The organism is Methylorubrum pseudosasae (genome assembly GCF_029504475.1).
Lineage (GTDB): Bacteria > Pseudomonadota > Alphaproteobacteria > Rhizobiales > Beijerinckiaceae > Methylobacterium > Methylobacterium extorquens.
Map to the genome: position 1 here is coordinate 5055192 of NZ_JAQGDU010000002.1, position 20846 is coordinate 5076037.

The following is a 20846-nucleotide window of genomic DNA, read 5'->3' on the forward strand; positions in this document are numbered from 1 at the left end:
GTCAGCTCAACCCTTCTTCACCGCGGCGACGATCTTCTGCGCGGCGTCATCCAGATCGTCCGCGGGGATCACGTTGAGGCCGGAGTTCCGGATGATCTCCTTGCCCTCCTCGACGTTGGTGCCTTCCAGGCGCACGACGAGCGGCACTTCGAGGCCGACCGCCTTCACCGCCGCGATCACCCCGCGGGCGATGACGTCGCACTTCATGATCCCGCCGAAGATGTTGACGAGGATGCCCTTCACCTGCGGATCGGCGGTGATGATCTTGAAGGCCGCCGTGACCTTCTCCTCGGAGGCGCCGCCGCCGACATCGAGGAAGTTCGCCGGCTCCTCGCCGTAGAGCTTGATGATGTCGAGGGTCGCCATGGCGAGCCCGGCGCCGTTGACCATGCAGCCGATGGTGCCGTCGAGGGCAATGTAGGCGAGGTCGTATTTCGAGGCCTCGATCTCCTTGGCGTCCTCCTCGGTCTCGTCGCGCAGCGCGACGATCTCGGGGTGGCGGTAGAGGGCGTTCGAATCGAACGAGATCTTGGCGTCGAGGCACTTGAGACCGCCGTCGCCGGTGAGCACCAGCGGGTTGATCTCCAGCATGCTCATGTCCTTGGCCGTGAAGGCCGCGTAGAGCTTCTCGGTGAGCGCGCCCGCTTCCTTGGCCTGGGGCCCGGAGAGCCCGAGCGCCTTGGCGACGGCCCGGCCGTGATGGGGCATGATGCCGGTGGCCGGATCGACCGAGAAGGTGACGATCTTCTCAGGGGTGTCGTGGGCGACCTGCTCGATATCCGTGCCGCCTTCCGTCGAGACGACGAAGGCAACGCGGCCGGTCTCGCGATCGACCAGCATCGACAGGTAGAACTCGGCAGCGATCGCCGCGCCTTCCTCGATGTAGAGGCGGTTGACCTGCTTGCCGGCCTCGCCGGTCTGCACGGTCACGAGCGTCTGCCCGAGCATTTCGCGAGCGAACTGCACCACCTCGTCCTTGGACTTGGTGACGCGCACACCGCCCTTGGCGCCCTCGGGCGCGCCCTTGAAGGTGCCCTTGCCGCGCCCGCCCGCATGGATCTGCGACTTCACCACCCAGACCGGGCCGCCGAGTTCGTCGGCCGCCGCAGCGGCCTCCTCCGGCTTGAAGATCGGCACGCCGCGGGAGACCGGCAGGCCGAATTCCTTCAGGACAGCCTTGGCCTGGTATTCGTGGATGTTCATCGAGACCTCGTCGGACGAGCAGGAAGGGAGGGCTGAGCGGGCGGCCCAAGCCTCCCGCCGCCGAGCCTGACGGCGCTTTACGCGAGCTTGTCGTTGACGCTCTTGCAGGCCTCGATCAAGCCCTTCACCGAATTGACCGACTTCTCGAACATCGCCTTCTCGTCGTCGTTGAAGGTCACTTCGAGCACACGCTCGACGCCGTTCTCGCCGATCACCACCGGCACGCCGACATAGAGGCCGTCGATGCCGTACTGGCCGTCGAGGTAGGCGGCGCAGGGCAGAACCCGCTTCTTGTCGCGCAGGTAGCTCTCGGCCATGGCGATGGCGGAGGCGGCGGGCGCGTAGAAGGCCGAGCCGGTCTTCAGGAGGTTGACGATCTCGCCGCCGCCCTTGCGGGTGCGCTCGACCATGGCGTCGAGCTTCTCCTGAGTGGTCCAGCCGAGCTTGACCAGATCGGTCAGCGGCACGCCGGCCACCGTCGAGTAGCGGGTCAGCGGCACCATGTCGTCGCCGTGGCCGCCGAGCACGAAGGCGGTCACGTCCTCGACCGACACGCCGAACTCTTCGGCCAGGAAGTGGCGGAAGCGGGCGGAGTCGAGCACCACCGGCCATGCCGACGACCTTGTTGGTGGGCAGCCCCGAGAACTTCTGCAGCGCCCACACCATCGCGTCGAGCGGGTTGGTGATGCAGATCACGAAGGCGTCGGGCGCGTGCTCCTTGATGCCGGCGCCGACCGCTTCCATCACCTTGAGGTTGATGCCGATGAGATCGTCACGGCTCATGCCGGGCTTGCGCGGCACGCCCGCGGTCACGATCACCACGTCCGCCCCGGCGATCGCGGAATAGTCGCTGGCGCCCGAATACTTGGCATCGAAGCCGTCGACGGGAGCGGATTCGGCGATGTCGAGCGCCTTGCCCTGCGGCACGCCGTCGACGATGTCGAACAGCACCACGTCACCGAGTTCCTTGAGGCCGGCGAGATGGGCCAGCGTGCCGCCGATCTGTCCGGCGCCGATGAGCGCGATCTTGCTGCGTGCCATGGATGATCTAGCCTCCGGTCGGAATTCGCGACGGTTCGGAAATGGATGCAGCAATGTTGCAAATGGTGCGCTGCGGCCGAACCTTCGCCGGTCAATTCTGATGGGCCGGTGTTTGGCGGAAAAGCCACAGAGCTTCAACCCGACGAAGGTCCGGGTGAGCGGGGCTGCAGCGAGGCCCGACGACGCGCCGAACCCGGAGGGCGCCAGTAAAAACCCTTCTATTTCAGCGATCTATCTCTTTCCCTCGCGACGAACTGCAGCCGGCAAGGGGTCGGTGACATGTTTTGCGGTCTGTCATTGAGTGACGTCCCGACCGCGCCGCGATGCAGCACCGAAACTATATTCCGTATTCAGAAAGTACCCGTCCTCAGCGCCCGCTGGATCGATTGGATCACCGCGCCGAGCCGGGCATCGAGCAGATCGCGGGGCACGTCCGCGTCGTGCTGGATCGCGACCGGATGGGTGAAGCGGTAGCTCGCGTCGAAGATGACGGCGATGGCCCGTTCGCGGTCGCGGGCGGCGAAGACGCCGGTGCCGATGCCCTCCTCCACCACGCGCTCGACGAGCGCGCGCAGCCGCACGCGGTGGCGGCGGGCGATCGGACGGGAGGCGACGGTGGCGTCGAGATGCACGGCGAACAGGTTCGGTTCGCGGGTCAGCATCTCGCTCTGTGCGCTGGCTAGTGCGCTGACGAAGCGCTCGATCTTGTCGTCGGCGGGATCGGGCGCGTCGGCGATGCCGGCGAGTTCCGTTTCCAGATCGCGCAGCCAGCGGCCGGCGACCGCATCCAGCAGGGCGTCCTTCGAGGGGAAGTAGCGGTAGACGTTGGCATGGGTCATGCCCGCCTCCGCCGCGACCGCCACCACCGTCACCCGTTTCGGGCCGAGCCGGGTCAGGTGCTCCGTGGCGATGGCGAGCAGCCGCGCGTCCGTCGAGACCGGCGTGGACCGGGCGCGGGCGGCCGGGCCGGTGAGACGCGACGGTCGAGAGGGAGCGGCACGCGGATCGGAAACTGGATCGTTCGCCTCCCTCTCGCTCTCGGCCAGGGTGACGGGGATGGTGAAAGATCCGTACGGCAACATCATTTTCCCGGCACAGAGACAACAAGCGTGGGTGCACTCGACCAAGCGAGCCTGATCGAGAGCGGTGCCGTCCCACGCGCTCGCGTACAAGCCTTCCCCTCCGAGCGGCACTTTGCAACCCCTCTCGGCACCGGTTTTTCTGCGAATCCCGCTTGGATTGCAGTCAAGCCGAGATTGTGGGGCTTTCGACTCGGCGCCGACGGGGGTACCGGACGCTTCGCCGCTTCCGCAAAACCGTCTATGACCGCCCGATGACCGTCCCCCTGCCGCCGGCGCCGCCGCCCGGCGAACCGATCGAAGCACGTCTGCGCCGCGGCCTCGGAGCCCGGTCGATCGTGCTCGTCGGCCTGATGGGGGCGGGCAAGAGCACCGTTGGGCGCCGCCTGGCGGGGCGTCTCGGGCTGATGTTCAAGGATGCCGATCACGAGATCGAGGCGGCGGCCAAGCTCACCATCGCCGACATTTTCTCGATCTACGGCGAGGCGAGCTTCCGCGAGGGCGAGGAGCGGGTGATCGCGCGTCTGTTGCGCGAGGGGCCGATGGTGCTGGCCACCGGCGGCGGCGCCTTCATGCGCGAGGCGACGCGGGCGCGGATCGCCGAGGGGGCCATCTCGGTCTGGCTCAAGGCCGACCTCGACGTGCTGATGCGACGCGTGCGCAAGCGCAACACGCGCCCCCTGCTCCAGACCGAGGATCCGGAGGCGACCATGCGCACACTGATGGAGGTGCGCCATCCGGTCTATGCCCAAGCCGATGTCACGGTGCTGTCCCGCGAAGTGTCCCACGACCGCGTGGTGGAGGACGTGATGGAAGCTCTCGATATCCACATCAACCCGTCTCATACGACACAATCACAACATTTGACATTCAGTATGACGCAGCAACCCTCGCGTGTGAACGTTCCCCTGTCGGGCGGGCGCGAATACGATATTCGGATCGGTCGGGGTCTTATCGACGCGGTGGGTGCAGAGGCGCGGGATCTCGGCGCCCGGGCCGCCGGCATCGTCACCGACGAGACGGTCGCCGGCCTCTACGGTGAGCGTGTGCGGGCCAGCCTCGAGGCCGCCGGGTTGCGCTGCGGCATCATCGCCGTGCCACCGGGCGAGGCCTCGAAGAGCTACGCGGAATTCGCCCGCGTCTGCGACGGGCTCTTGGCCCAGAAGATCGAGCGCGGCGACCTCGTCGTGGCGCTCGGCGGCGGCGTGGTCGGCGATCTCGCGGGCTTCGCGGCGGCCTCCCTGCGGCGCGGTGTCCGCTTCCTCCAGGTTCCGACCACCTTGCTCGCGCAGGTTGATTCTTCGGTGGGGGGAAAGACCGGGATCAACTCGCCGCTCGGCAAGAATCTGATCGGCGCCTTCCACCAGCCCCGCCTCGTGCTGGCCGACACCGCCACCCTCGACACGCTCTCGGAGCGCGAGATGCGGGCGGGTTACGCCGAGGTCGCCAAGTACGGATTGATCGGGGATGCGGGCTTCTTCGAGTGGTGCGAGGCGAACTGGGCCGGCATCTTCTCCGGTGGGCCGGAGCGCGACGAGGCGGTGGCCGCCTGCTGCCGCGCCAAGGCTGGCGTCGTGACCCGCGACGAGCGGGAGGACGGCGAGCGGGCGCTGCTCAATCTCGGCCACACCTTTGGCCACGCCCTGGAGCGGCTGACCGGCTACGATGCGGCCCGCCTCGTCCACGGCGAGGGCGTCGCGATCGGTCTGGCACTGGCCTTCCGCTTCTCGGCCCGGCTCGGCCTCTGCCCCGGCCAGGATGCGGGGCGCGTGGCCAACCACCTCGCGCTCGCCGGCTTGCCGACCCGCCTGCAACAGGTGCCGGGCGGGGCGGGTGACCCGGACGCCCTCCTCGACGCCATGGCCCAGGACAAGAAGGTTCGCGACGGGCAGCTCACCTTCATCCTCGCCCACGGCATCGGTCAGAGCTTCATCGCGCCGGGCATCGACGCGGCGGAGGTGCGGGCCTTCCTGGAGGCGGAGTTGCGGGGCTGAGCGAGGCCCTCCGGCCCAAGGACCACGGTGCAAGGGAGGGCCGGAGCGGGCGCAGTCGCGTTCCCGCCCGAATACGACTATATAAGAGCCGTTCCAGCTTTCTAAGGTCTTGAGCCATGGCGACGGCGTCGTTCGACTCCGCCCCGGGCGCATCGCGCGCCCTCCCCGCAATCGAGAAGGCCCCCGAGGTCACGGCCCTCTCGACCCTGCCCGGCCGCAAGGCCTCCCTCGTCGGCCTGACCCGCGAGGGCCTGAAGCAGGCGCTCATCGGCATCGGCGTGCCCGAGCGCGAGACGCGGATGCGGGTGAGCCAGGTCTGGCACTGGATCTACGTGCGCGGCGCGCGCGAATTTTCCGAGATGACCAATGTCGGCAAGGGCCTGAAGGCGCAGCTTGCCGACCACTTCACTCTGGAGCGTCCGGAGGTCGTCACCGAGCAGGTTTCTCGCGACGGCACCCGCAAGTGGCTCCTGCGCATGGCGCCGACCGGCGCGCACGACCACAACCGCGGCGCCGAGATCGAGTGTGTCTACATCCCCGGCGACGACCGCGGCACGCTCTGCGTCTCGTCCCAGGTCGGCTGCACGCTCACCTGCTCGTTCTGCCATACCGGCACGCAGCGCCTCGTGCGTAACCTCTCGACGGCGGAGATCGTCGCCCAGCTCGTCGTTGCCCGCGACGCACTCGGCGACTTCACCGGCCAGATGCCGGGCAAGGATGGCGGCGAGCCCGGTCGGCTGGTCACCAACATCGTGTTCATGGGCATGGGCGAGCCGCTCTACAATCTCGACGCGGTGATCGATGCCATCGCGGTGATGTCGGACCAGGAAGGCCTCGCGCTCTCGCGGCGGCGCATCACGGTCTCGACCTCGGGCGTGGTGCCGCAGATCGAGCGGCTGGGGCTGGAAGCCAACGCCATGCTGGCGATCTCGCTGCACGCGGTGCGCGATGAGCTGCGCGACGAGCTGGTGCCGCTGAACCGCAAATACCCGATCGCCCAGTTGCTCGACGCCTGCCGGAACTATCCGGGGCTGAGCAACGCCCGGCGCATCACCTTCGAGTACGTGATGCTCAAGGGCGTCAACGATTCGGACGCCGATGCCCGCGCCCTGGTGCGGCTGCTCAAGGGCATCCCGGCCAAGATCAACCTGATCCCGTTCAACCCCTGGCCCGGCTCGAAATACGAGTGCTCGGACTGGGAGCGGATCGAGCGCTTCTCCGAGATCGTCTTCACCGCCGGCTACGCCTCGCCGGTGCGCACCCCGCGCGGGCGCGACATCCTGGCAGCCTGCGGCCAGCTCAAGAGTGAGACCGAGAAGCTGCGCGCCCGCGCCCGGTTGATGCTCGAAGAGGGCATGGGCGCCGAGGCCGTCTACGCCGATCAGGTCGACTGATTCTTTTGTCCCCTCCCCGCTCGCGCGGGGAGGGGCTGTGACCGCTCAGGCCGCGATCGCTGCGGCGACCGGCTCGGCGGCGCGCACGTCGGCATCGACGTGGCTCTCGAAGCGCTTGAAGTTCTCGCGGAACATCGTGACGAGGCGCGTGGCGGTGTCGGCGAAGGCCGCCTTGTTGGTCCAGGTCTCGACCGGCGAGAGCACCTGCGTCTCGACGCCGGGCACTTCGACGGGCACCGAGAAGCCGAAATACGGGTCGCGGCGGAACTCGACCTGCGCCAGCGAGCCGTCGAGCGCCGCCGAGAGCAGCCGGCGGGTGACGCGGATCGGCATGCGCCGCCCGGTGCCGACCCCGCCCCCGGTCCAGCCGGTGTTGACGAGCCAGCAATCGACGCCGTGCTCGGCCATCAATTCGCGCAGCAGGTTGCCGTAGACGCTCGGGTGGCGCGGCATGAACGGCGCGCCGAAGCAGGTCGAGAAGGTCGCCTCCGGTGCGGTCAGGCCGCGCTCGGTGCCCGCCACCTTGGCGGTGTAGCCCGAGAGGAAGTGGTACATCGCCTCGGCGCCCGTCAGCTTGGCGATCGGCGGCATCACGCCGAAGGCGTCGCAGGTCAGCATCACGATGTTCTTCGGATGCCCGGCCCGGCCGGTGGCGCTGGCATTGGCGATGAAATCCAGCGGATAGGCGCAGCGGGTGTTTTCCGTGAGCGAGGCGTCGTCGAAGTCCGGCACGCGGGTGAGCGGATCGATGACGACGTTCTCCATCACCGTGCCGAAGCGCTCGGTGGTGGCGTAGATCTCCGGCTCGGCGTTACGCGAGAGCCGGATGGTCTTGGCGTAGCAGCCGCCCTCGAAGTTGAAGATGCCGTCCCGGCTCCAGCCGTGCTCGTCGTCACCGATCAGTTGGCGCGAGGAATCGTTCGAGAGCGTGGTCTTGCCGGTGCCGGACAGGCCGAAGAACAGGGCCGAATCACCGGTCTCGTCGAGGCTGGCATTGGCCGAGCAGTGCATCGGCATCACGCCTGCACCGGGGAGCACATAATTGAGGTAAGTGAAGACCGACTTCTTCATCTCGCCGGCATAGGCCGAGCCGCCGATCAGCACGATCTTCTGGCTGAAATCGATGGCGATGACGGTCTTGGAGCGGCAGCCGTGCCGGGCCGGATCGGCCTGGAAGCTCGGCAGGTCGATGATCGTCAGTTCCGGTACGTAGGCGGCGAGATCGGCGCGCTCGGGGCGGATCAGCAGGTTGCGGATGAACAGCGAGTGCCACGCGAGCTCGGTATAGACCCGCGCCCGCACCCGGTGGGCCGGGTCGGCACCGCCGAACAGATCCTGGGCGAACAGTTCCTTGCCGCGGGCATGCGCGCGGAAGTCGTCGAGCAGCGTCGCGAACTGGTCGGGCGTGATCGAGCCGTTGTTGTCCCACCAGATCTCGTTCTCGGTGCCGGCATCGCGCACCACGTACTTGTCCTTGGGCGAGCGGCCGGTGTGGCTGCCGGTGGTCGCCACCAGCGCGCCGCCGCGGGCGAGCTGCGCCTCGTTCCGGCGCAGGGCCTCCTCGTAGAGGCGCGGCGCCTCCAGGTTCCAGTGGACGGCGGCGAGATCGGTCAGGCCGATCGCCTCCGGACCGTGGGCCGCGTTGAATTCACCGATGGTCTTCACGGGGTGTTCCTCCCTCACGGCCCCTGATCGCGCCGCCACGCCGGTCGATCCGGCTGTTTCGCGTTGTCGGTGGGGCGTCCGTGCGGTCGCTCAGGGCCGCCGCACGCAGGTTCTCCGCCCCGTCCGTTCAATGGATCGGTCTCCGGCTTGGCCGTCAACTAATCCTTGGTATGGGCTCAAATAAAATTTGCGCGCCGGCTCCCCATGCAGCGGCCAAGCTGTCGCAAACCTGAACGGGCAAAATCCCGGCGGCAAAATCCCGGCGGAAGCCTTATGTGAGGGAAGGCGCCCGCCGCTCCTCCTCAGTCACAGCCGTTTCGCACCCGCATGCCCCAAGCCGTCGCCGGCCCCGAGATCGAGCGCCTGATCCAGCTTCTCGGGCGCATGCCGGGGCTCGGGCCCCGCTCCGCCCGCCGGGCCGCGCTCCAGCTCATCAAGAAGCGCGAGACCCTGCTCGCGCCGCTGGCCGACGCGATGCGTGTCGCGGCCGAGCGCATCGTCGTGTGCCGCTCCTGCGGCAACGTCGATACCAGCGACCCCTGCACGATCTGCCGGGACGAGACCCGCGACCCCACCACCCTCGTCGTGGTGGAGGACGTGTCCGATCTCTGGGCGCTGGAGCGGTCCGGCGCGGTCAAAGCGCGCTACCACGTGCTCGGCGGCGTGCTCTCGGCGCTCGACGGGGTGCGGCCCGAGCACCTCACCATCGCCCGCCTCGTGGAGCGGGCGGGCGAGCCGGGGGTGAAGGAGATCATCTTGGCGCTGAACGCCACCGTCGATGGCCAGACCACGGCTCACTACGTCACCGAATCGATCAAACCTTTCGGGCTGACGGTCACCCGCCTCGCCCACGGCGTACCCGTCGGCGGCGAGCTCGATTATCTCGACGAGGGCACCCTGACGGCGGCGATCCGCAGCCGCACGGCGTTCTGACCCGGCGGTCGGCGCGGGCCGGAACGAGGCTCTAACCGCCCTTTAAGTCGCGGCACGATAAAAGCCCGGCATCGGCCGTCGCGCGACGGTCCTGTCCAAGTCGGGTGGTCCGGGATGCGAACCGCATCGTTGCCAGCGGAGCAGAGTCGGCCCCGCCCGGCGACGGTCTACGAGCAGCTTGCGACCCCGCTAGTGGTGCGCACCCTTCTCGCGGCCCTCACGGTGGTGATCCTGGGCCGGACGGCGCGGTTCACCGGCCTTTTCGGCCCCATCGGGCTCTCGGATTTCGACATCCTCCACATCGCCGGCCGGATGGTGTGGCGGGGCGACATCGCGGATGCCTATCACCTACCCGCCCTGTTGCGGGTCCAGCAGGACCTCACGGGGCAGCAGGACTTCCTGCCCTGGGCCTATCCGCCGCCGTTCAACCTCGTGGTGGCCGTGCTCGCGACCCTGCCGGTCAGCCTCGCCTACCTGCTCTTCACCGGCACGACGCTCGCCGCGTTCCTGTTCGTGCTGCGCCGGATTGCCGGTCCGTTCTTCCCCGCCCTCCTGATCGCGCTGTTTCCGGCCCTCTTCATCACGGTGTCCTGCGGCCAGAACGGGTTCCTCACGGGCACGCTGATCGGCCTGACCTGCCTCGGGCTGGTGCATGGGAGGACGTCGGCTGGCCTGCCGCTCGGCCTGATGGTGATCAAGCCGCATCTCGCCGTCGGCGTCGCGGTCTGTGCCCTGGCCCTACGGCGATGGGCGTGCCTGGCCGTGGCCGCGGTCACCGCGGGCCTCGCGGCAGCGCTCGCCACCGCCGTGCTCGGCCCCGCGATCTGGCCGGCCTTCCTGCGAGGCGCCGACGAGGCGTCGGCCAATCTGGCCGCGGGCCTCTATCCCCTGTTCCGGATGGTCTCGGTCTACGCCTCGCTGCGCAGCCTCGATCTGCCGGCCGCGGTCGCCCTCGCGGCGCAGGCCGTCACGGCCGTCACGGCGCTCGGCTTCGTCCTGCTCGCGCTCCGGCGCGGCGTACCGCGGCGTCAGGTGGTCGGCCTCGCCGCCGTGGCGGGCCTGCTCGTGAGCCCCTACGCCTACGATTACGATCTGTCGCTCTATGGCGTCGGCCTGGCCCTGCTGCTTCCGGATCTTCTCGATCGCGCGAGCCGCCGCGAACAGGCCGCCCTGCTCGGTCTCGGCTGGGTGGCCAGTGGCTACGGCTTCGTCGCCGGGACGATCAACGAGCACCTCGTTCCGGTGGGAGCGGAGCCTCTCGTCGCGCTGTCGCTGCCCGGCCCGTTTCTGCTGATCCTGCTCGCCTTGATGTGGCACGTCCTGCGGCGAGAGCGGGCTCCGGCCTCGGCGGTACAGACCGATCCGGCCGCGGCTGCGCTGCAGGCGTCTGCGGCGCTGTGACGGAGACGCACCCAGAGCCAGAGCGCGAAGAGCGTCGCGCTGAGCGACAGCCTGAGGCCGCGGAGGCGGCTGCCGGCACTTGAGGCCAGAGTAAAATCGAGGGTGATCGCTTGAAGCGATCAGCCTCGATGCACACGGGGATATTTGACCACCCCGGCGCTGCCGCCTATCTGCGGGTGGTGAAACGCCTTTTCAGGCTCCTGCTCGCGCTCTCGCCCATCCCAGCCCGGAAGCCATGACCGTCCGCCCCCTCGTGATCCTGCCCGACGCGCAGTTGCGCCTCACCTCCGAGCCGGTGGCGGCTGTCACCGACGAGATCCGGACGCTTGCCCGCGACATGATCGAGACGATGTACGACGCCCCCGGCGTCGGCCTCGCCGCGATCCAGATCGGGGTGGCCAAGCGGGTCGTCACCATCGACACCTCGAAGGACGAGAACGCGAAGAATCCGACCGTCTACCTCAACCCGGAGATCGTCTGGGTTTCGGAGGAGAAGCGGGTCTACGACGAGGGCTGCCTGTCGATCCCCGAATTCTACGGTGAGGTCGAGCGGCCGGACCGCGTCCGGGTGCGCTACATGAACCTCGACGGGCAGATTGTGGAACAGGAGGCCGACGGCCTGCTCGCAACCTGCCTCCAGCACGAGATCGACCACCTCAACGGCGTCCTGTTCATCGATCACCTGTCGAAGCTGAAGCGTGACCGGGTGATGAAGAAGTTCACCAAGGCCGCCAAGCGCGACGCCGCCTGACGACGACCCGATGCGCATCGTCTTCATGGGAACGCCGGATTTCGCCGTTCCCACCCTGGATCGCCTCCACGCCGACGGGCACACGATCGCCGCCGTCTACACCCGCGCCCCGGCCAGAGCCGGCCGCGGCATGGCGCTCAAGCTCTCTCCGGTCCATGCCCGCGCCGAGGCTTTGGGCCTTCCCGTTCTGACGCCGACGACGCTGAAGAGCGAGGAGGCCGCCGAGACCTTCGCCGGGCATGAGACTGACGTGGCGGTGGTCGTCGCCTACGGCATGCTGCTGCCGCAGAGGATTCTCGACCTTCCGCGCTTCGGCTGCCTCAACCTGCACGGCTCGCTACTGCCGCGCTGGCGCGGGGCCGCGCCGATCCAGCGGGCGGTGATGGCGGGCGACGCCGAGAGCGGCGTCGGCGTGATGCGGATGGAGGCCGGGCTCGATACCGGGCCGGTGGCGATGGAAGCGCGCCTTGCCATCACCGAAGGGATGACTGCGGGCGAGCTGCACGATGCGCTGATGCCGCTCGGCGCCGACCTGATGGGGCAGGCGATCCGCGCGCTCGAGCGGGACGGCCTGACCTTCACGCAGCAGGCGGAGGCGGGTGTCGTCTACGCCCACAAGATTACCAACGAAGAGGCGCGGATCGATTGGTCGCGCCCGGCGGCGGAGGTTGCGCGCCACATCAACGGGCTGTCGCCGTTCCCCGGCGCCTATGTCGAGGCCGATCTCGGCAAGGGGTTGGAGCGGGTGAAGGTGCTGCGGGCCGTCACCGCCGAGGGCTCCGGCGCGCCGGGCACGCTGCTCGATGCCGCCGGCACGGTGGCTTGCGGCACGGGCGCGGTGCGGCTCCTCGAACTGCGCCGGGCCGGCAAGGGCGGCACTGCCAGCGGCGAGGCGTTCCTGCGCGGTGCCCGGCTGGCGGCGGGGGAGCGGCTCGGGTGAGCGCGCAAGCCTGATGCCCCGCTACAAGCTCGTCATCGAGTACGACGGCGCGCCGTTCCGCGGTTGGCAGCGTCAGGCCGACGACCCGACCGTGCAGGCCGCCATCGAGACCGCCGTGACGCGCTTCTCCGGCGAGACGGCGCGGCTCACCTGCGCCGGCCGCACCGATGCGGGCGTGCACGCGATCCATCAGGTCGCCCATCTCGACCTTGCGAAGGATTGGCGCACCGACACCGTGCGCGACGCGCTGAACGCGCATCTGCGGCCGCAGCCCGTCGCCATCCTCTCCGCCGAGGTGGTGCCACAGGAGTTCGACGCGCGGCACTCGGCGATCCGGCGGCATTACCGCTACCGCATCCTCAACCGGCGCAGCCCCGCCGCGCTCACCCGCGCCCATGTCTGGCAGGTGCCCTGGCCGCTCGATGCCGAGTTGATGCACAGGGCGGCGCAACGGCTCCTCGGGCACCACGATTTCTCGGCGTTCCGCGCCGCCGAGTGCCAGGCAAAGTCGCCCATGCGCACGCTGGAACAGCTCGACGTGACCCGCGAGCGGATGGGCCTGTTCGAGGAGATCGTGATCGCGACCTCGGCCCGCTCGTTCCTGCACCATCAGGTGCGCGCCATGGCCGGCACGTTGATGCTCGCCGGCTGCAAACGCCTCTCCGCCGACGACGTGGCGGAGATCCTGGCGACGGGGGCCAAGCACCGCTGCGGGCCGCTGGCGCCGGCCTGCGGGCTGACCTTCGTCGGCGTGGATTATCCCTAGCGTCGGCGCATCGTCTCTTCAGACAAGCCGGCAACCACCTTTCGGGACGATGCGTCAGAAGTAAGCGTCCAGCACCCGCCCGTAGATCGCGGTGAGCCGGTCGAGATCCGCCACCGCCACCCGCTCGTCGGTCTCGTGCATGGTCCGCCCGACGAGGCCGAACTCGATCACCGGGCAGGCATCCTTGATGAAGCGGGCGTCCGAGGTGCCCCCCGTGGTGGAGAGCGCCGGGCGCCGGCCGGTCTCGGCCTCAATCGCATCCGCCACCCGATCGACGAAGGCGTCGGGCTGCGTCAGGAAGGCGGGGGAGTTCGAGGGCTGAAGGTCGAGGCTGAACCGCACCGCGTTGCCGGCCGCCGCCTCCAGCCGCCGCCGGATCTCGGCACCGAGGGTGTCCGCCGTCCAGTCGTCGTTGAAGCGCACGTTGAACACGGCCTTGGCCGAGGCCGGAATCACGTTGGTGGCCGGGTTGCCGACATCGATCGTCGTGAATTCGAGGTTCGACGCGTCGAAATGCGCGGTGCCGCCGTCGAGGGGGTCAGCCGTGAGCGCCGAGGCGAGGCGCAGCAAGCCGGGAATCGGATTCTCGGCCCGGTGCGGATAGGCGACGTGGCCCTGGCGGCCGTGCACGGTGATGCGGCCCGGTCAGCGAGCCGCGCCGGCCGATCTTGATCATCTCGCCGAGGGTGTCGGGGTTGGTCGGCTCGCCGAGCAGGCAATGGTCGAAGCGCTCGCCCCTCGCCTTCGCCCAATCGAGCAGCTTCACGGTGCCGTTGACCGCCGGCCCCTCCTCGTCGCCGGTGACGAGGAAGGCGATGGAGCCGCCGAAATCCGGCCCGTGCCGATCGAGGAAGGCGAGCGTCGCGGCGAGCATGCAGGCGATGCCGCCCTTCATGTCCACCGCGCCGCGCCCGTAGAGGAAGCCCTCGGCGACTTCGCCCGAGAACGGCCCGTGGGTCCAGGAGCCGACTTCGCCCGGCGGCACCACGTCGGTATGGCCGGCAAAGACAAGGACCGGCCCTGCGGTGCCGATCCGGGCGTAGAGGTTTTGGATGTCCGGCGTGCCGGGCTCGGAGAAGACAGGACGCTCGACCGAGAAGCCCGCCCGCGAAAGACGATCCGCCAGGAACGACAGAGCCCCCCCCTCCTCCGGGGTCACGGAGGGGCAGCGGATCAGTGCCTGGGCGAGGGCGAGGGGGGAATGGTCGGACAAGGGCGGCACCGGTGGCTCGGGAAAGATGGCTCGGGGAAGGACGGCTCCTCCCAACCCTGTCCCTCATCCTGAGGTGCCCGCGTCAGCGGGCCTCGAAGGATCTTCCAGGGTCCGCGCGGCTTCTGGAGGATCCTTCGAGGCTGCTCCGCAGCACCTCAGGATGAGGGAGCGGGTGGGAAACAGCGGCGATCGTCGAAGGGGTAAGCCCTAGCACGCACCTGCTCCGCGCGCAGCAAGCCCGCGACCGCTTCCGCTCCCCGTCCAAGCGGCTTACATGGCGCGCATGGCCCTCAACTCCGAAGAGATTGAACGCTACGCCCGCCACCTCGTCCTGCGCGAGGTCGGCGGCCCGGGTCAGGCCCGGCTGAAGGCGGGGCGCGTGCTCGTCATCGGCGCGGGCGGGCTCGGTGCGCCGCTGATCCAGTATCTCGCCGCCGCTGGCATCGGCACGATCGGCATCGTCGATGACGACACCGTCTCGCTCTCGAACCTGCAGCGGCAGGTCATCCACGGCACGCCCGATCTCGGCCGTCCGAAGGTCGAGAGCGCGGCGGAAGCCGTGGCCCGGCTCAACCCGCATGTGCGCGTCGAGACCCATGCCTGCCGCCTGACGCCCGAGAACGCCCCTGCCCTGCTTGCCGATTACGATCTCGTGGCCGACGGCTCCGATAATTTCGCCACTCGCTACGCGGTCTCGGATGCGTGCTTTGCCGGCAAAAAACCTCTGGTGACGGCGGCGCTCGGCGCCTTCGACGGTTCGCTCACCACGATCCGCGCGCACGAGACCGGGCCGACGGGTGAGCCGAACCCGACCTATCGCTGCCTGTTCCCGAGCCCGCCGCCGCCGGGCAGCGTCGCGCCGTGTTCCGAGGCCGGCGTGCTCGGGGCGCTCGCCGGCGTGATGGGCTCGCTGATGGCGATGGAGGGTGATCCGGGCGCTCGCCGATTTCGGCGAGCCCCTGGTCGGGCGCCTGCTGATGGTGGATGCCCGCTCGATGCGCTTCGAGACGCTGGCCTATGCCTGGGACCCGGACAACCCGCTGAACGGGGTCAGGACAGGCCCGGCAGCCGAGCCGGCGGGGCACCCGCTTCCGCCGCGGTGAGGCAGCACTTCTTGTACTTCTTGCCCGAGCCGCAGGGGCAGGGATCGTTGCGGCCGACATCCTTGAACGGGTTCTTGACCGGCTGGCCGTAGGATTCCGCGGTCCAGCCCAGCGCGCCGACCGGATCGTCGAGATAGGTGTAGCGGTGGGCGTCGAAGGCGCTGAGGTCCGGCGGCGCAGCGCTCGCCTGCTTGAGTGCCTTGCGGAACCACGGAAGGTCGCTGAACTCGTCGGTGATGCGACCGTCGCGCCGGGCCGCCTCCACCCGCGGGGCGAGCGCCTTCAGCCCGAGATAGGCGACCGCCTCTTCCCAGCCAATCCAGGCCGGTGCTTCCTCAACCGCCGCCCGCGCCTCGTCGAAGCGCACGAGCAGCGCTTCCGCCTCGTCGAGCGGAATCCGGCCCTGGCGCGTCAGGAAGCCCAAAGCCGCGAAGGCTGCGTTGCGCAGGAAGTCGTCGGCGGTGCTGTCGAGGATTAGCCGGGCGAGCGCCGCGGTGTCGCCGTCGAAGGTCGAGGCGATCACGGCCGGCAGGGTCTCGGCCGAGGCATCGCCGAGAAGTCCATCGACCGCCTCGCCGTCCTGGCGCATCAGGCGCATCAGGAGCGGAAAGACCCGCGTGTCGCGCGCCGCGGCCAGGGCGTGCAGCCCCCAGAACAGGAGGTTGGTCTCCTCGTCCGCGATCGCCTCGGCATCCTCCGCCGCCCGCTCCAGCAGGGCGAGCACGGGTTCGGCGACCGCCTCGGGATTCTCGGCGGCCCGCTTCAGCGCCTCGGCCGGGAGATGGTTCTCCTGCGTGAGAACCGCGACGAGTTCCGCGTCCATGGCCGTCTCCCTCTGTCGGACCCGATCAGGAGCGCAGGGTCGCGCCGGTCTTCTTCGACACCTCGGCGACGATCTTGGCGCTTACCGCCTCGATCTCCGCATCGGTGAGGGTGCGCTCGGAGGGTTGCAGCCGCACCGCGACCGCAACCGACTTCGACCCGTCCGGGATGCCGGCGCCCTCGTAGAGGTCGAACACCTCGATGCCGGTGATCAGCTTGCGCTCGGCGCCCTGCGCCGCCTTCAGGATGTCGGCGGCGGGCACGTCGCGGGGAACGACGAAGGCGAAGTCGCGGGAGATCGCCTGAAGGTCGGGCAGCACCAGGGCGGGCTTCGCCTTGGTCGGCCGGTGGCGCGGCAGCGGCAGGGAATCGAGGGTGATCTCGAAGGCCACCAGCGTGCCCTTGAGGTCCATCGCCTTCAGGAGCCGCGGGTGCAGCTCACCGAAATGGCCGACCACGTTTTTCGGGCCGAATTGCAGCGTGCCCGAGCGGCCCGGATGCAACCAGTCGGGCCCGCCGGCCACGATCTGGAGCCCGCCGGTCGGCACGCCGAGCGCCGCGAGCAGGGCCAGCGCGTCGGCCTTGGCCTCGAAGGCATCGACCGCTTCCGCCGCGCCGCTCCAGTGGCGCCCGGAGCCGGCATGCCGCGCCGTACCGCGGCGCAGGCCGGTGGCGCGCAGGCTCTGGCCCTCCGGCTCGTCGCTGGCGAAGCACTGGCCGACCTCGAACAGGGCAGTGTCGGGGAACCCGCGGTCGGCGTTGCGCTGCGCGGCCCGCAACAGGCCCGGCACGAGGCTCGGGCGCATGTCGGAGAGGTCGGCGGCGATGGGGTTGGCGAGCGCCAGATCCGCTCCGCCGCCGCCGAACAGCCGGGCATCCTCGTGCGCGACGAAGGAATAGGTCACCGCCTCCAGCATGCCGCGGCCCGCCAGCGCCCGCTTGGCGAGGCGGCCGCGCCGCTGCAGCACGGTGAGCATCGGCTCGACCGCCACCGTCTCGACGCGCGGCAGCGGCTTCGGCTCGATCCGGTCGAGGCCGGCGATGCGCACGATCTCCTCGACGAGATCGGCCTTGCCCTCCACGTCCGGCCGCCAGGACGGCGGCAGCACCTTCACCCGGTCACCCGAGCCGGAGATGTGGAAGCCGAGGGATTCGAGCGTCACCTTCATTTCGGCCCGCGACAGTTCGATGCCGGCCAGCCGCCGCACCTCGGTCCAGGGGAAATCGATGACGCGGTCGAGATCCGGGATCTCGCCGGCGATGCGCGCCTCGCTCGGGCTGCCGCCGCACAGGTCGATCACGAGGCGGGTGGCGAGGTCGAGCCCTGGCAGGGCGAAGGCCGGATCGACGCCGCGCTCGAAGCGGTAGCGCGCATCGGTGATGATGCCGAGGCGCCGGCCGGTGCGGGCGATGTTGCGCGGATCCCAGAGCGCCGACTCGATCAGCACGTCGGTGGTGGTCTCGTCGCAGCCCGAGGCCTCGCCCCCCATGATGCCGGCGATCGACTCGACGCCGTTGCCGTCGGCGATCACCACCGCCTCGGAATCGAGCCGGTAGGTCTTGCCGTCGAGCGCGACGAGGCTCTCGCCCTCCTCGGCCCGGCGCACGGTGAGGCCGCCCGCGACCTTCCCAGCGTCGAAGACGTGCAGCGGCCGGCCGCGGTCGAAGGTCATGTAGTTGGTGATGTCGACCAGCGCGTTGATCGGGCGAAGGCCGATCGCCCGCAGGCGCTTCTGCATCCACTCGGGCGAGGGTCCGTTCGTCACGCCGCGCACGAGGCGGAGCGCGAAGAGCGGGCAGAGACCCTTGTCGTGCTCGTCGAACTGCAGCGTGACGGGGGTCGGGCAGGGCCCCTCGCCCCGCACGGGCGGCATCGGCTCGCGCTTGAGGGTGCCGAGGCCGGTGGCGGCGAGATCGCGGGCGATGCCGTGGATCGAGGTGCAGTCCGAGCGGTTCGGCGTCAGGTTGATCTCGATGACCGGATCGTCGAGCCCGGCCCAGAGGGCGTAGGGCGTGCCGACCGGCGCGTCGGCGGGCAGATCGAGGATGCCGTCATGGTCGTCGCCGAGGCCGAGTTCCGCGCCGGAGCAGAGCATGCCGCGGCTCTCGACCCCGCGGATCGTGCCGACCGACAGGGTGATGGCCTTGCCGGGCACGTAGGTGCCGGGGGGCGCGAAGACCGAGAGCATGCCGGCGCGCGCATTCGGCGCCCCGCAGACGACCTGGAGCGGCTGGCCGTCGCCGGCATCGACCTGACAAACCCGCAGGCGGTCCGCATTCGGGTGCTGCTCGGCCGAGATCACCCGCGCGATCACGTAGGGGCGAAGCGCGGCGGCCTTGTCCTCGATGCCTTCGACCTCGAGGCCGATCCGCGTCAGCGACTCGGCAATCGCGTCGAGCGAGGCCTCGGTGTTGAGGTGGTCCTTGAGCCAGGAGAGGGTGAATTTCATCTCAGAACATCCTCGCGGCCGCCGGAGCGGACCGGGCCGGGATCGAAAGTCAGGGCGGCGGGTCTCAGGCGGTCAAGCCGCCGACCAGGCTCGGCACGTCGATCGGCCGGAAGCCGTAATGCTCCAGCCAGCGCACATCTGCCTCGAAGAAGGGGCGCAGGTCCGGCATGCCGTATTTGAGCATGGCGAGGCGGTCGATGCCCATGCCGAAGGCGAAGCCCTGGACCTGATCCGGGTCGAGGCCGCCGCTGCGCAGCACGTTGGGGTGGACCATGCCGCAGCCCAGAACCTCCAACCAGTCGGTGCCCTCGCCGAAGCGCAGCTCCCCGCCCTTGCGCGAGCACTGGATATCGACCTCGGCCGACGGCTCGGTGAAGGGGAAGAACGAGGGGCGGAAGCGCATCGTCACGTTCTCGACCTCGAAGAAGGCGCGGCAGAACGATTCGAGCACCCATTTCAGGTTGGCGATGTTGGCCGAGCGGTCGATGACGAGGCCCTCGACCTGATGGAACATCGGCGTGTGGGTCTGGTCGGAATCGTGGCGGTAGGTGCGGCCGGGCATGATCACGCGGATCGGCGGCTGCTTGGCGCGCATGGTCCGCACCTGAACCGGCGAGGTGTGGGTGCGCAGGAGCTTGCGCCGCCCGAGATGGTCGGGGCGTAAGAAGAACGTGTCGTGCATCTCCCGCGCCGGGTGGCCTTCGGGGAAGTTCAGCGCGGTGAAGTTCAGCTCGTCCGTCTCGATATCCGGCCCTTCCGCCACCGAGAAGCCGAGATCGGCGAAGATCGCGGTGATCTCCTCGATCACCTGGCTGATCGGGTGAATGCGGCCGCGGATCTCCGGCGCCTCGCGAAGGGGCAGCGTTACGTCGATCCGCTCGGCGGCGAGCCGCGCATCGAGGGCGGCGTTCGCCAGCGCCTCGCGCTTCTGAGAAATCGCGCCCTGCACCCGGTCGCGCAGGCCGTTGATGAGCGGGCCGCGCTCCTTGCGCTCGTCGGGCGTCATCGCGCCCAGCGTCTTCAGCAGCTCCGAGACGCTGCCCTTCTTGCCGAGTGCCGCGACGCGCAGGGCTTCGAGGCCGGCCTCGTCCCCGGCCTGCTCGATCTGCCCGAGAAGATCGCGTTCGAGAGCGTCGAGATCCATTACCGCTGTCCTTGGCCAGTCGTCCGGGGCTGCCTTCGCGCGTCGTTCGCATTCCTGCAAGCACGCGAAGGGGGCGGACCGGGGCCGTCGGGCAGACATGCCCCGGCCGGAAATGAAGAAGGCGCGGCGCTTGCCGCGCCGCGCCTTGTCAGAGCTTCGAGCGTTCCGCCGTTCGGCGGAGCGATCAGGCGGCCTTCGGCAGGGCCGACTTCGCCTTCTCGACGACGGCGGCGAACGCGGCCGGCTCGTGGATGGCGAGTTCGGACAGCGCCTTGCGGTCCACCTCAATGCCGGACTGGGCCAGGGCATTGATGAAGCGGGAATAGGTCAGGCCGTGCTCGCGCACCGCCGCGTTGAGCCGCTGGATCCAGAGAGCGCGGAAGGTGCGCTTCTTGTTCTTGCGGTCGCGGTAGGCGTACTGCAGACCCTTCTCCACCGCCTGCTTGGCGATGCGGATCGTATTCTTGCGGCGGCCGTAGTAGCCCTTGGCAGCCTTCAGAACCTTCTTGTGCTTCGCGTGACTGGTCACGCCACGCTTGACGCGGGCCATGGGAGATCTCCTGGAACGTTAAGACAAAACAGATCGCGAGGGGTGGAAGAACTTACCGCTGGTTCGGCAGGAAGTACTTCTTCACATTGGCAGCATCGCCCTCGAACAGGGTCGTCGTGCCGCGCAGGTTGCGGATCTGCTTGTTGGTCCGCTTGATCATCCCGTGGCGCTTGCCGGCCTGGGCGTACATCACCTTGCCGGTGCCGGTGATCTTGAAGCGCTTCTTGGCGCCCGACTTCGTCTTCAGCTTGGGCATTTCGCTCTCCTGAACGCGACAGCGATCCGGCCGGCGGCCGGGACTTCGCGCTTGATGCTGCTGGAGCAACGGGAACCGCCACGGCAGCCCTAATCGGCCGGGCGGTTCGACGCGGGCGGCTTATGGCAGAAACATCCGCCG

Annotated in this window: 15 protein-coding genes and 3 pseudogenes; 8 read left to right on the forward strand and 10 right to left on the reverse strand. The window is 69.2% G+C overall.

All coding sequences use genetic code 11. The annotated features are described in order from the left end of the window. Positions 1-6: 6 nt before the first annotated feature. The 3 genes and pseudogenes from sucC to M2437_RS24810 form a co-directional block, all read right to left on the reverse strand. Positions 7-1203: an ADP-forming succinate--CoA ligase subunit beta gene (sucC, locus tag M2437_RS24800; RefSeq protein ID WP_253388973.1), complete on the reverse strand. Its 1197-nt coding sequence runs from the start codon at positions 1201-1203 to the stop codon at positions 7-9. A gap of 77 nt (positions 1204-1280) precedes the next feature. After that, a pseudogene (gene mdh, locus M2437_RS24805) lies at positions 1281-2244 on the reverse strand (malate dehydrogenase). A 350-nt stretch (positions 2245-2594) separates the two neighbouring features. Further along, the gene (locus tag M2437_RS24810) at positions 2595-3326 is read right to left on the reverse strand and encodes a TetR family transcriptional regulator (RefSeq protein ID WP_003599888.1); all 732 of its coding nucleotides are present in this window, start codon (positions 3324-3326) and stop codon (positions 2595-2597) included. Positions 3327-3577: 251 nt separating this feature from the next. On the opposite strand from M2437_RS24810, the gene aroB reads away from it, so the two are divergent. Beyond that, entirely contained in the window at positions 3578-5317 is a 1740-nt protein-coding gene (aroB, locus tag M2437_RS24815) for a 3-dehydroquinate synthase (protein ID WP_076644149.1), read from the forward strand. A gap of 116 nt (positions 5318-5433) precedes the next feature. Beyond that, positions 5434-6711 carry a dual-specificity RNA methyltransferase RlmN gene (rlmN, locus tag M2437_RS24820; protein WP_015950521.1) on the forward strand — a complete coding sequence of 426 codons (1278 nt, stop codon included), beginning with the start codon at positions 5434-5436 and terminating at the stop codon, positions 6709-6711. Positions 6712-6756: 45 nt separating this feature from the next. On the opposite strand, the gene M2437_RS24825 is transcribed toward rlmN, so the two are convergent. Further along, on the reverse strand, positions 6757-8376 hold the full coding sequence (locus tag M2437_RS24825; RefSeq protein ID WP_253388974.1) for a phosphoenolpyruvate carboxykinase: 1620 nt from the start codon (positions 8374-8376) through the stop codon (positions 6757-6759). 327 nt (positions 8377-8703) lie between these two features. Between M2437_RS24825 and recR the strand changes: the two genes are divergently transcribed. The 5 genes from recR to truA all read left to right on the forward strand — a co-directional run bounded on the left by recR (position 8704) and on the right by truA (position 13167). Continuing rightward, positions 8704-9309 (forward strand): recombination mediator RecR, encoded by a 606-nt coding sequence (gene recR, locus M2437_RS24830; RefSeq protein WP_003599880.1) that lies wholly within the window; start codon positions 8704-8706, stop codon positions 9307-9309. 114 nt (positions 9310-9423) lie between these two features. Further along, positions 9424-10710, forward strand: a complete 1287-nt coding sequence (locus tag M2437_RS24835) for a glycosyltransferase family 87 protein (RefSeq protein WP_253388975.1) — start codon at positions 9424-9426, stop codon at positions 10708-10710. A 235-nt stretch (positions 10711-10945) separates the two neighbouring features. Continuing rightward, positions 10946-11461, forward strand: coding sequence for a peptide deformylase (locus M2437_RS24840; RefSeq protein ID WP_003599876.1), 516 nt, complete (start codon positions 10946-10948; stop codon positions 11459-11461). A gap of 10 nt (positions 11462-11471) precedes the next feature. Next, positions 11472-12401 carry a methionyl-tRNA formyltransferase gene (fmt, locus tag M2437_RS24845; protein WP_253388976.1) on the forward strand — a complete coding sequence of 310 codons (930 nt, stop codon included), beginning with the start codon at positions 11472-11474 and terminating at the stop codon, positions 12399-12401. A 13-nt stretch (positions 12402-12414) separates the two neighbouring features. After that, entirely contained in the window at positions 12415-13167 is a 753-nt protein-coding gene (truA, locus tag M2437_RS24850; protein WP_253388977.1) for a tRNA pseudouridine(38-40) synthase TruA, read from the forward strand. A gap of 54 nt (positions 13168-13221) precedes the next feature. On the opposite strand, the pseudogene dapE reads toward truA, so the two are convergent. Beyond that, positions 13222-14389 (reverse strand): annotated as a pseudogene (gene dapE, locus M2437_RS24855) (succinyl-diaminopimelate desuccinylase). A 274-nt stretch (positions 14390-14663) separates the two neighbouring features. Between dapE and M2437_RS24860 the strand changes: the two are divergent. Beyond that, a pseudogene (locus M2437_RS24860) lies at positions 14664-15483 on the forward strand (HesA/MoeB/ThiF family protein). Here the strand turns inward: M2437_RS24860 and M2437_RS24865 are convergent. The 5 genes from M2437_RS24865 to rpmI form a co-directional block, all read right to left on the reverse strand. Then, positions 15431-16306 carry a DUF1186 domain-containing protein gene (locus tag M2437_RS24865; protein ID WP_253388978.1) on the reverse strand — a complete coding sequence of 292 codons (876 nt, stop codon included), beginning with the start codon at positions 16304-16306 and terminating at the stop codon, positions 15431-15433. The pseudogene M2437_RS24860 and the gene M2437_RS24865 overlap by 53 nt on opposite strands. A 25-nt stretch (positions 16307-16331) precedes the next feature. Further along, the gene (pheT, locus tag M2437_RS24870) at positions 16332-18755 is read right to left on the reverse strand and encodes a phenylalanine--tRNA ligase subunit beta (RefSeq protein ID WP_253388979.1); all 2424 of its coding nucleotides are present in this window, start codon (positions 18753-18755) and stop codon (positions 16332-16334) included. Positions 18756-18819: 64 nt separating this feature from the next. After that, positions 18820-19899, reverse strand: a complete 1080-nt coding sequence (pheS, locus tag M2437_RS24875) for a phenylalanine--tRNA ligase subunit alpha (RefSeq protein WP_015950513.1) — start codon at positions 19897-19899, stop codon at positions 18820-18822. A 184-nt stretch (positions 19900-20083) separates the two neighbouring features. Beyond that, a complete protein-coding gene (rplT, locus tag M2437_RS24880) occupies positions 20084-20449 on the reverse strand; it encodes a 50S ribosomal protein L20 (RefSeq protein WP_003602669.1) in 366 nt (121 codons plus the stop codon). Between the two features lie 52 nt (positions 20450-20501). Further along, on the reverse strand, positions 20502-20705 hold the full coding sequence (gene rpmI, locus M2437_RS24885) for a 50S ribosomal protein L35 (RefSeq protein WP_003602670.1): 204 nt from the start codon (positions 20703-20705) through the stop codon (positions 20502-20504). Positions 20706-20846 lie beyond the last annotated feature (141 nt).

Coding starts and splice junctions, on each gene's coding strand:
- M2437_RS24810 (WP_003599888.1), bottom strand. CDS start 3,326: ATGTTGCCGTACGGATCTTTCACCATCCCCGTCACCCTGGCCGAGAGC.
- pheT (WP_253388979.1), bottom strand. CDS start 18,755: ATGAAATTCACCCTCTCCTGGCTCAAGGACCACCTCAACACCGAGGCC.
- rplT (WP_003602669.1), bottom strand. CDS start 20,449: ATGGCCCGCGTCAAGCGTGGCGTGACCAGTCACGCGAAGCACAAGAAG.
- rpmI (WP_003602670.1), bottom strand. CDS start 20,705: ATGCCCAAGCTGAAGACGAAGTCGGGCGCCAAGAAGCGCTTCAAGATC.
- fmt (WP_253388976.1), top strand. CDS start 11,472: ATGCGCATCGTCTTCATGGGAACGCCGGATTTCGCCGTTCCCACCCTG.
- recR (WP_003599880.1), top strand. CDS start 8,704: ATGCCCCAAGCCGTCGCCGGCCCCGAGATCGAGCGCCTGATCCAGCTT.
- M2437_RS24835 (WP_253388975.1), top strand. CDS start 9,424: ATGCGAACCGCATCGTTGCCAGCGGAGCAGAGTCGGCCCCGCCCGGCG.
- sucC (WP_253388973.1), bottom strand. CDS start 1,203: ATGAACATCCACGAATACCAGGCCAAGGCTGTCCTGAAGGAATTCGGC.
- pheS (WP_015950513.1), bottom strand. CDS start 19,899: ATGGATCTCGACGCTCTCGAACGCGATCTTCTCGGGCAGATCGAGCAG.
- aroB (WP_076644149.1), top strand. CDS start 3,578: ATGACCGTCCCCCTGCCGCCGGCGCCGCCGCCCGGCGAACCGATCGAA.
- truA (WP_253388977.1), top strand. CDS start 12,415: ATGCCCCGCTACAAGCTCGTCATCGAGTACGACGGCGCGCCGTTCCGC.
- rlmN (WP_015950521.1), top strand. CDS start 5,434: ATGGCGACGGCGTCGTTCGACTCCGCCCCGGGCGCATCGCGCGCCCTC.
- M2437_RS24840 (WP_003599876.1), top strand. CDS start 10,946: ATGACCGTCCGCCCCCTCGTGATCCTGCCCGACGCGCAGTTGCGCCTC.
- M2437_RS24865 (WP_253388978.1), bottom strand. CDS start 16,306: ATGGACGCGGAACTCGTCGCGGTTCTCACGCAGGAGAACCATCTCCCG.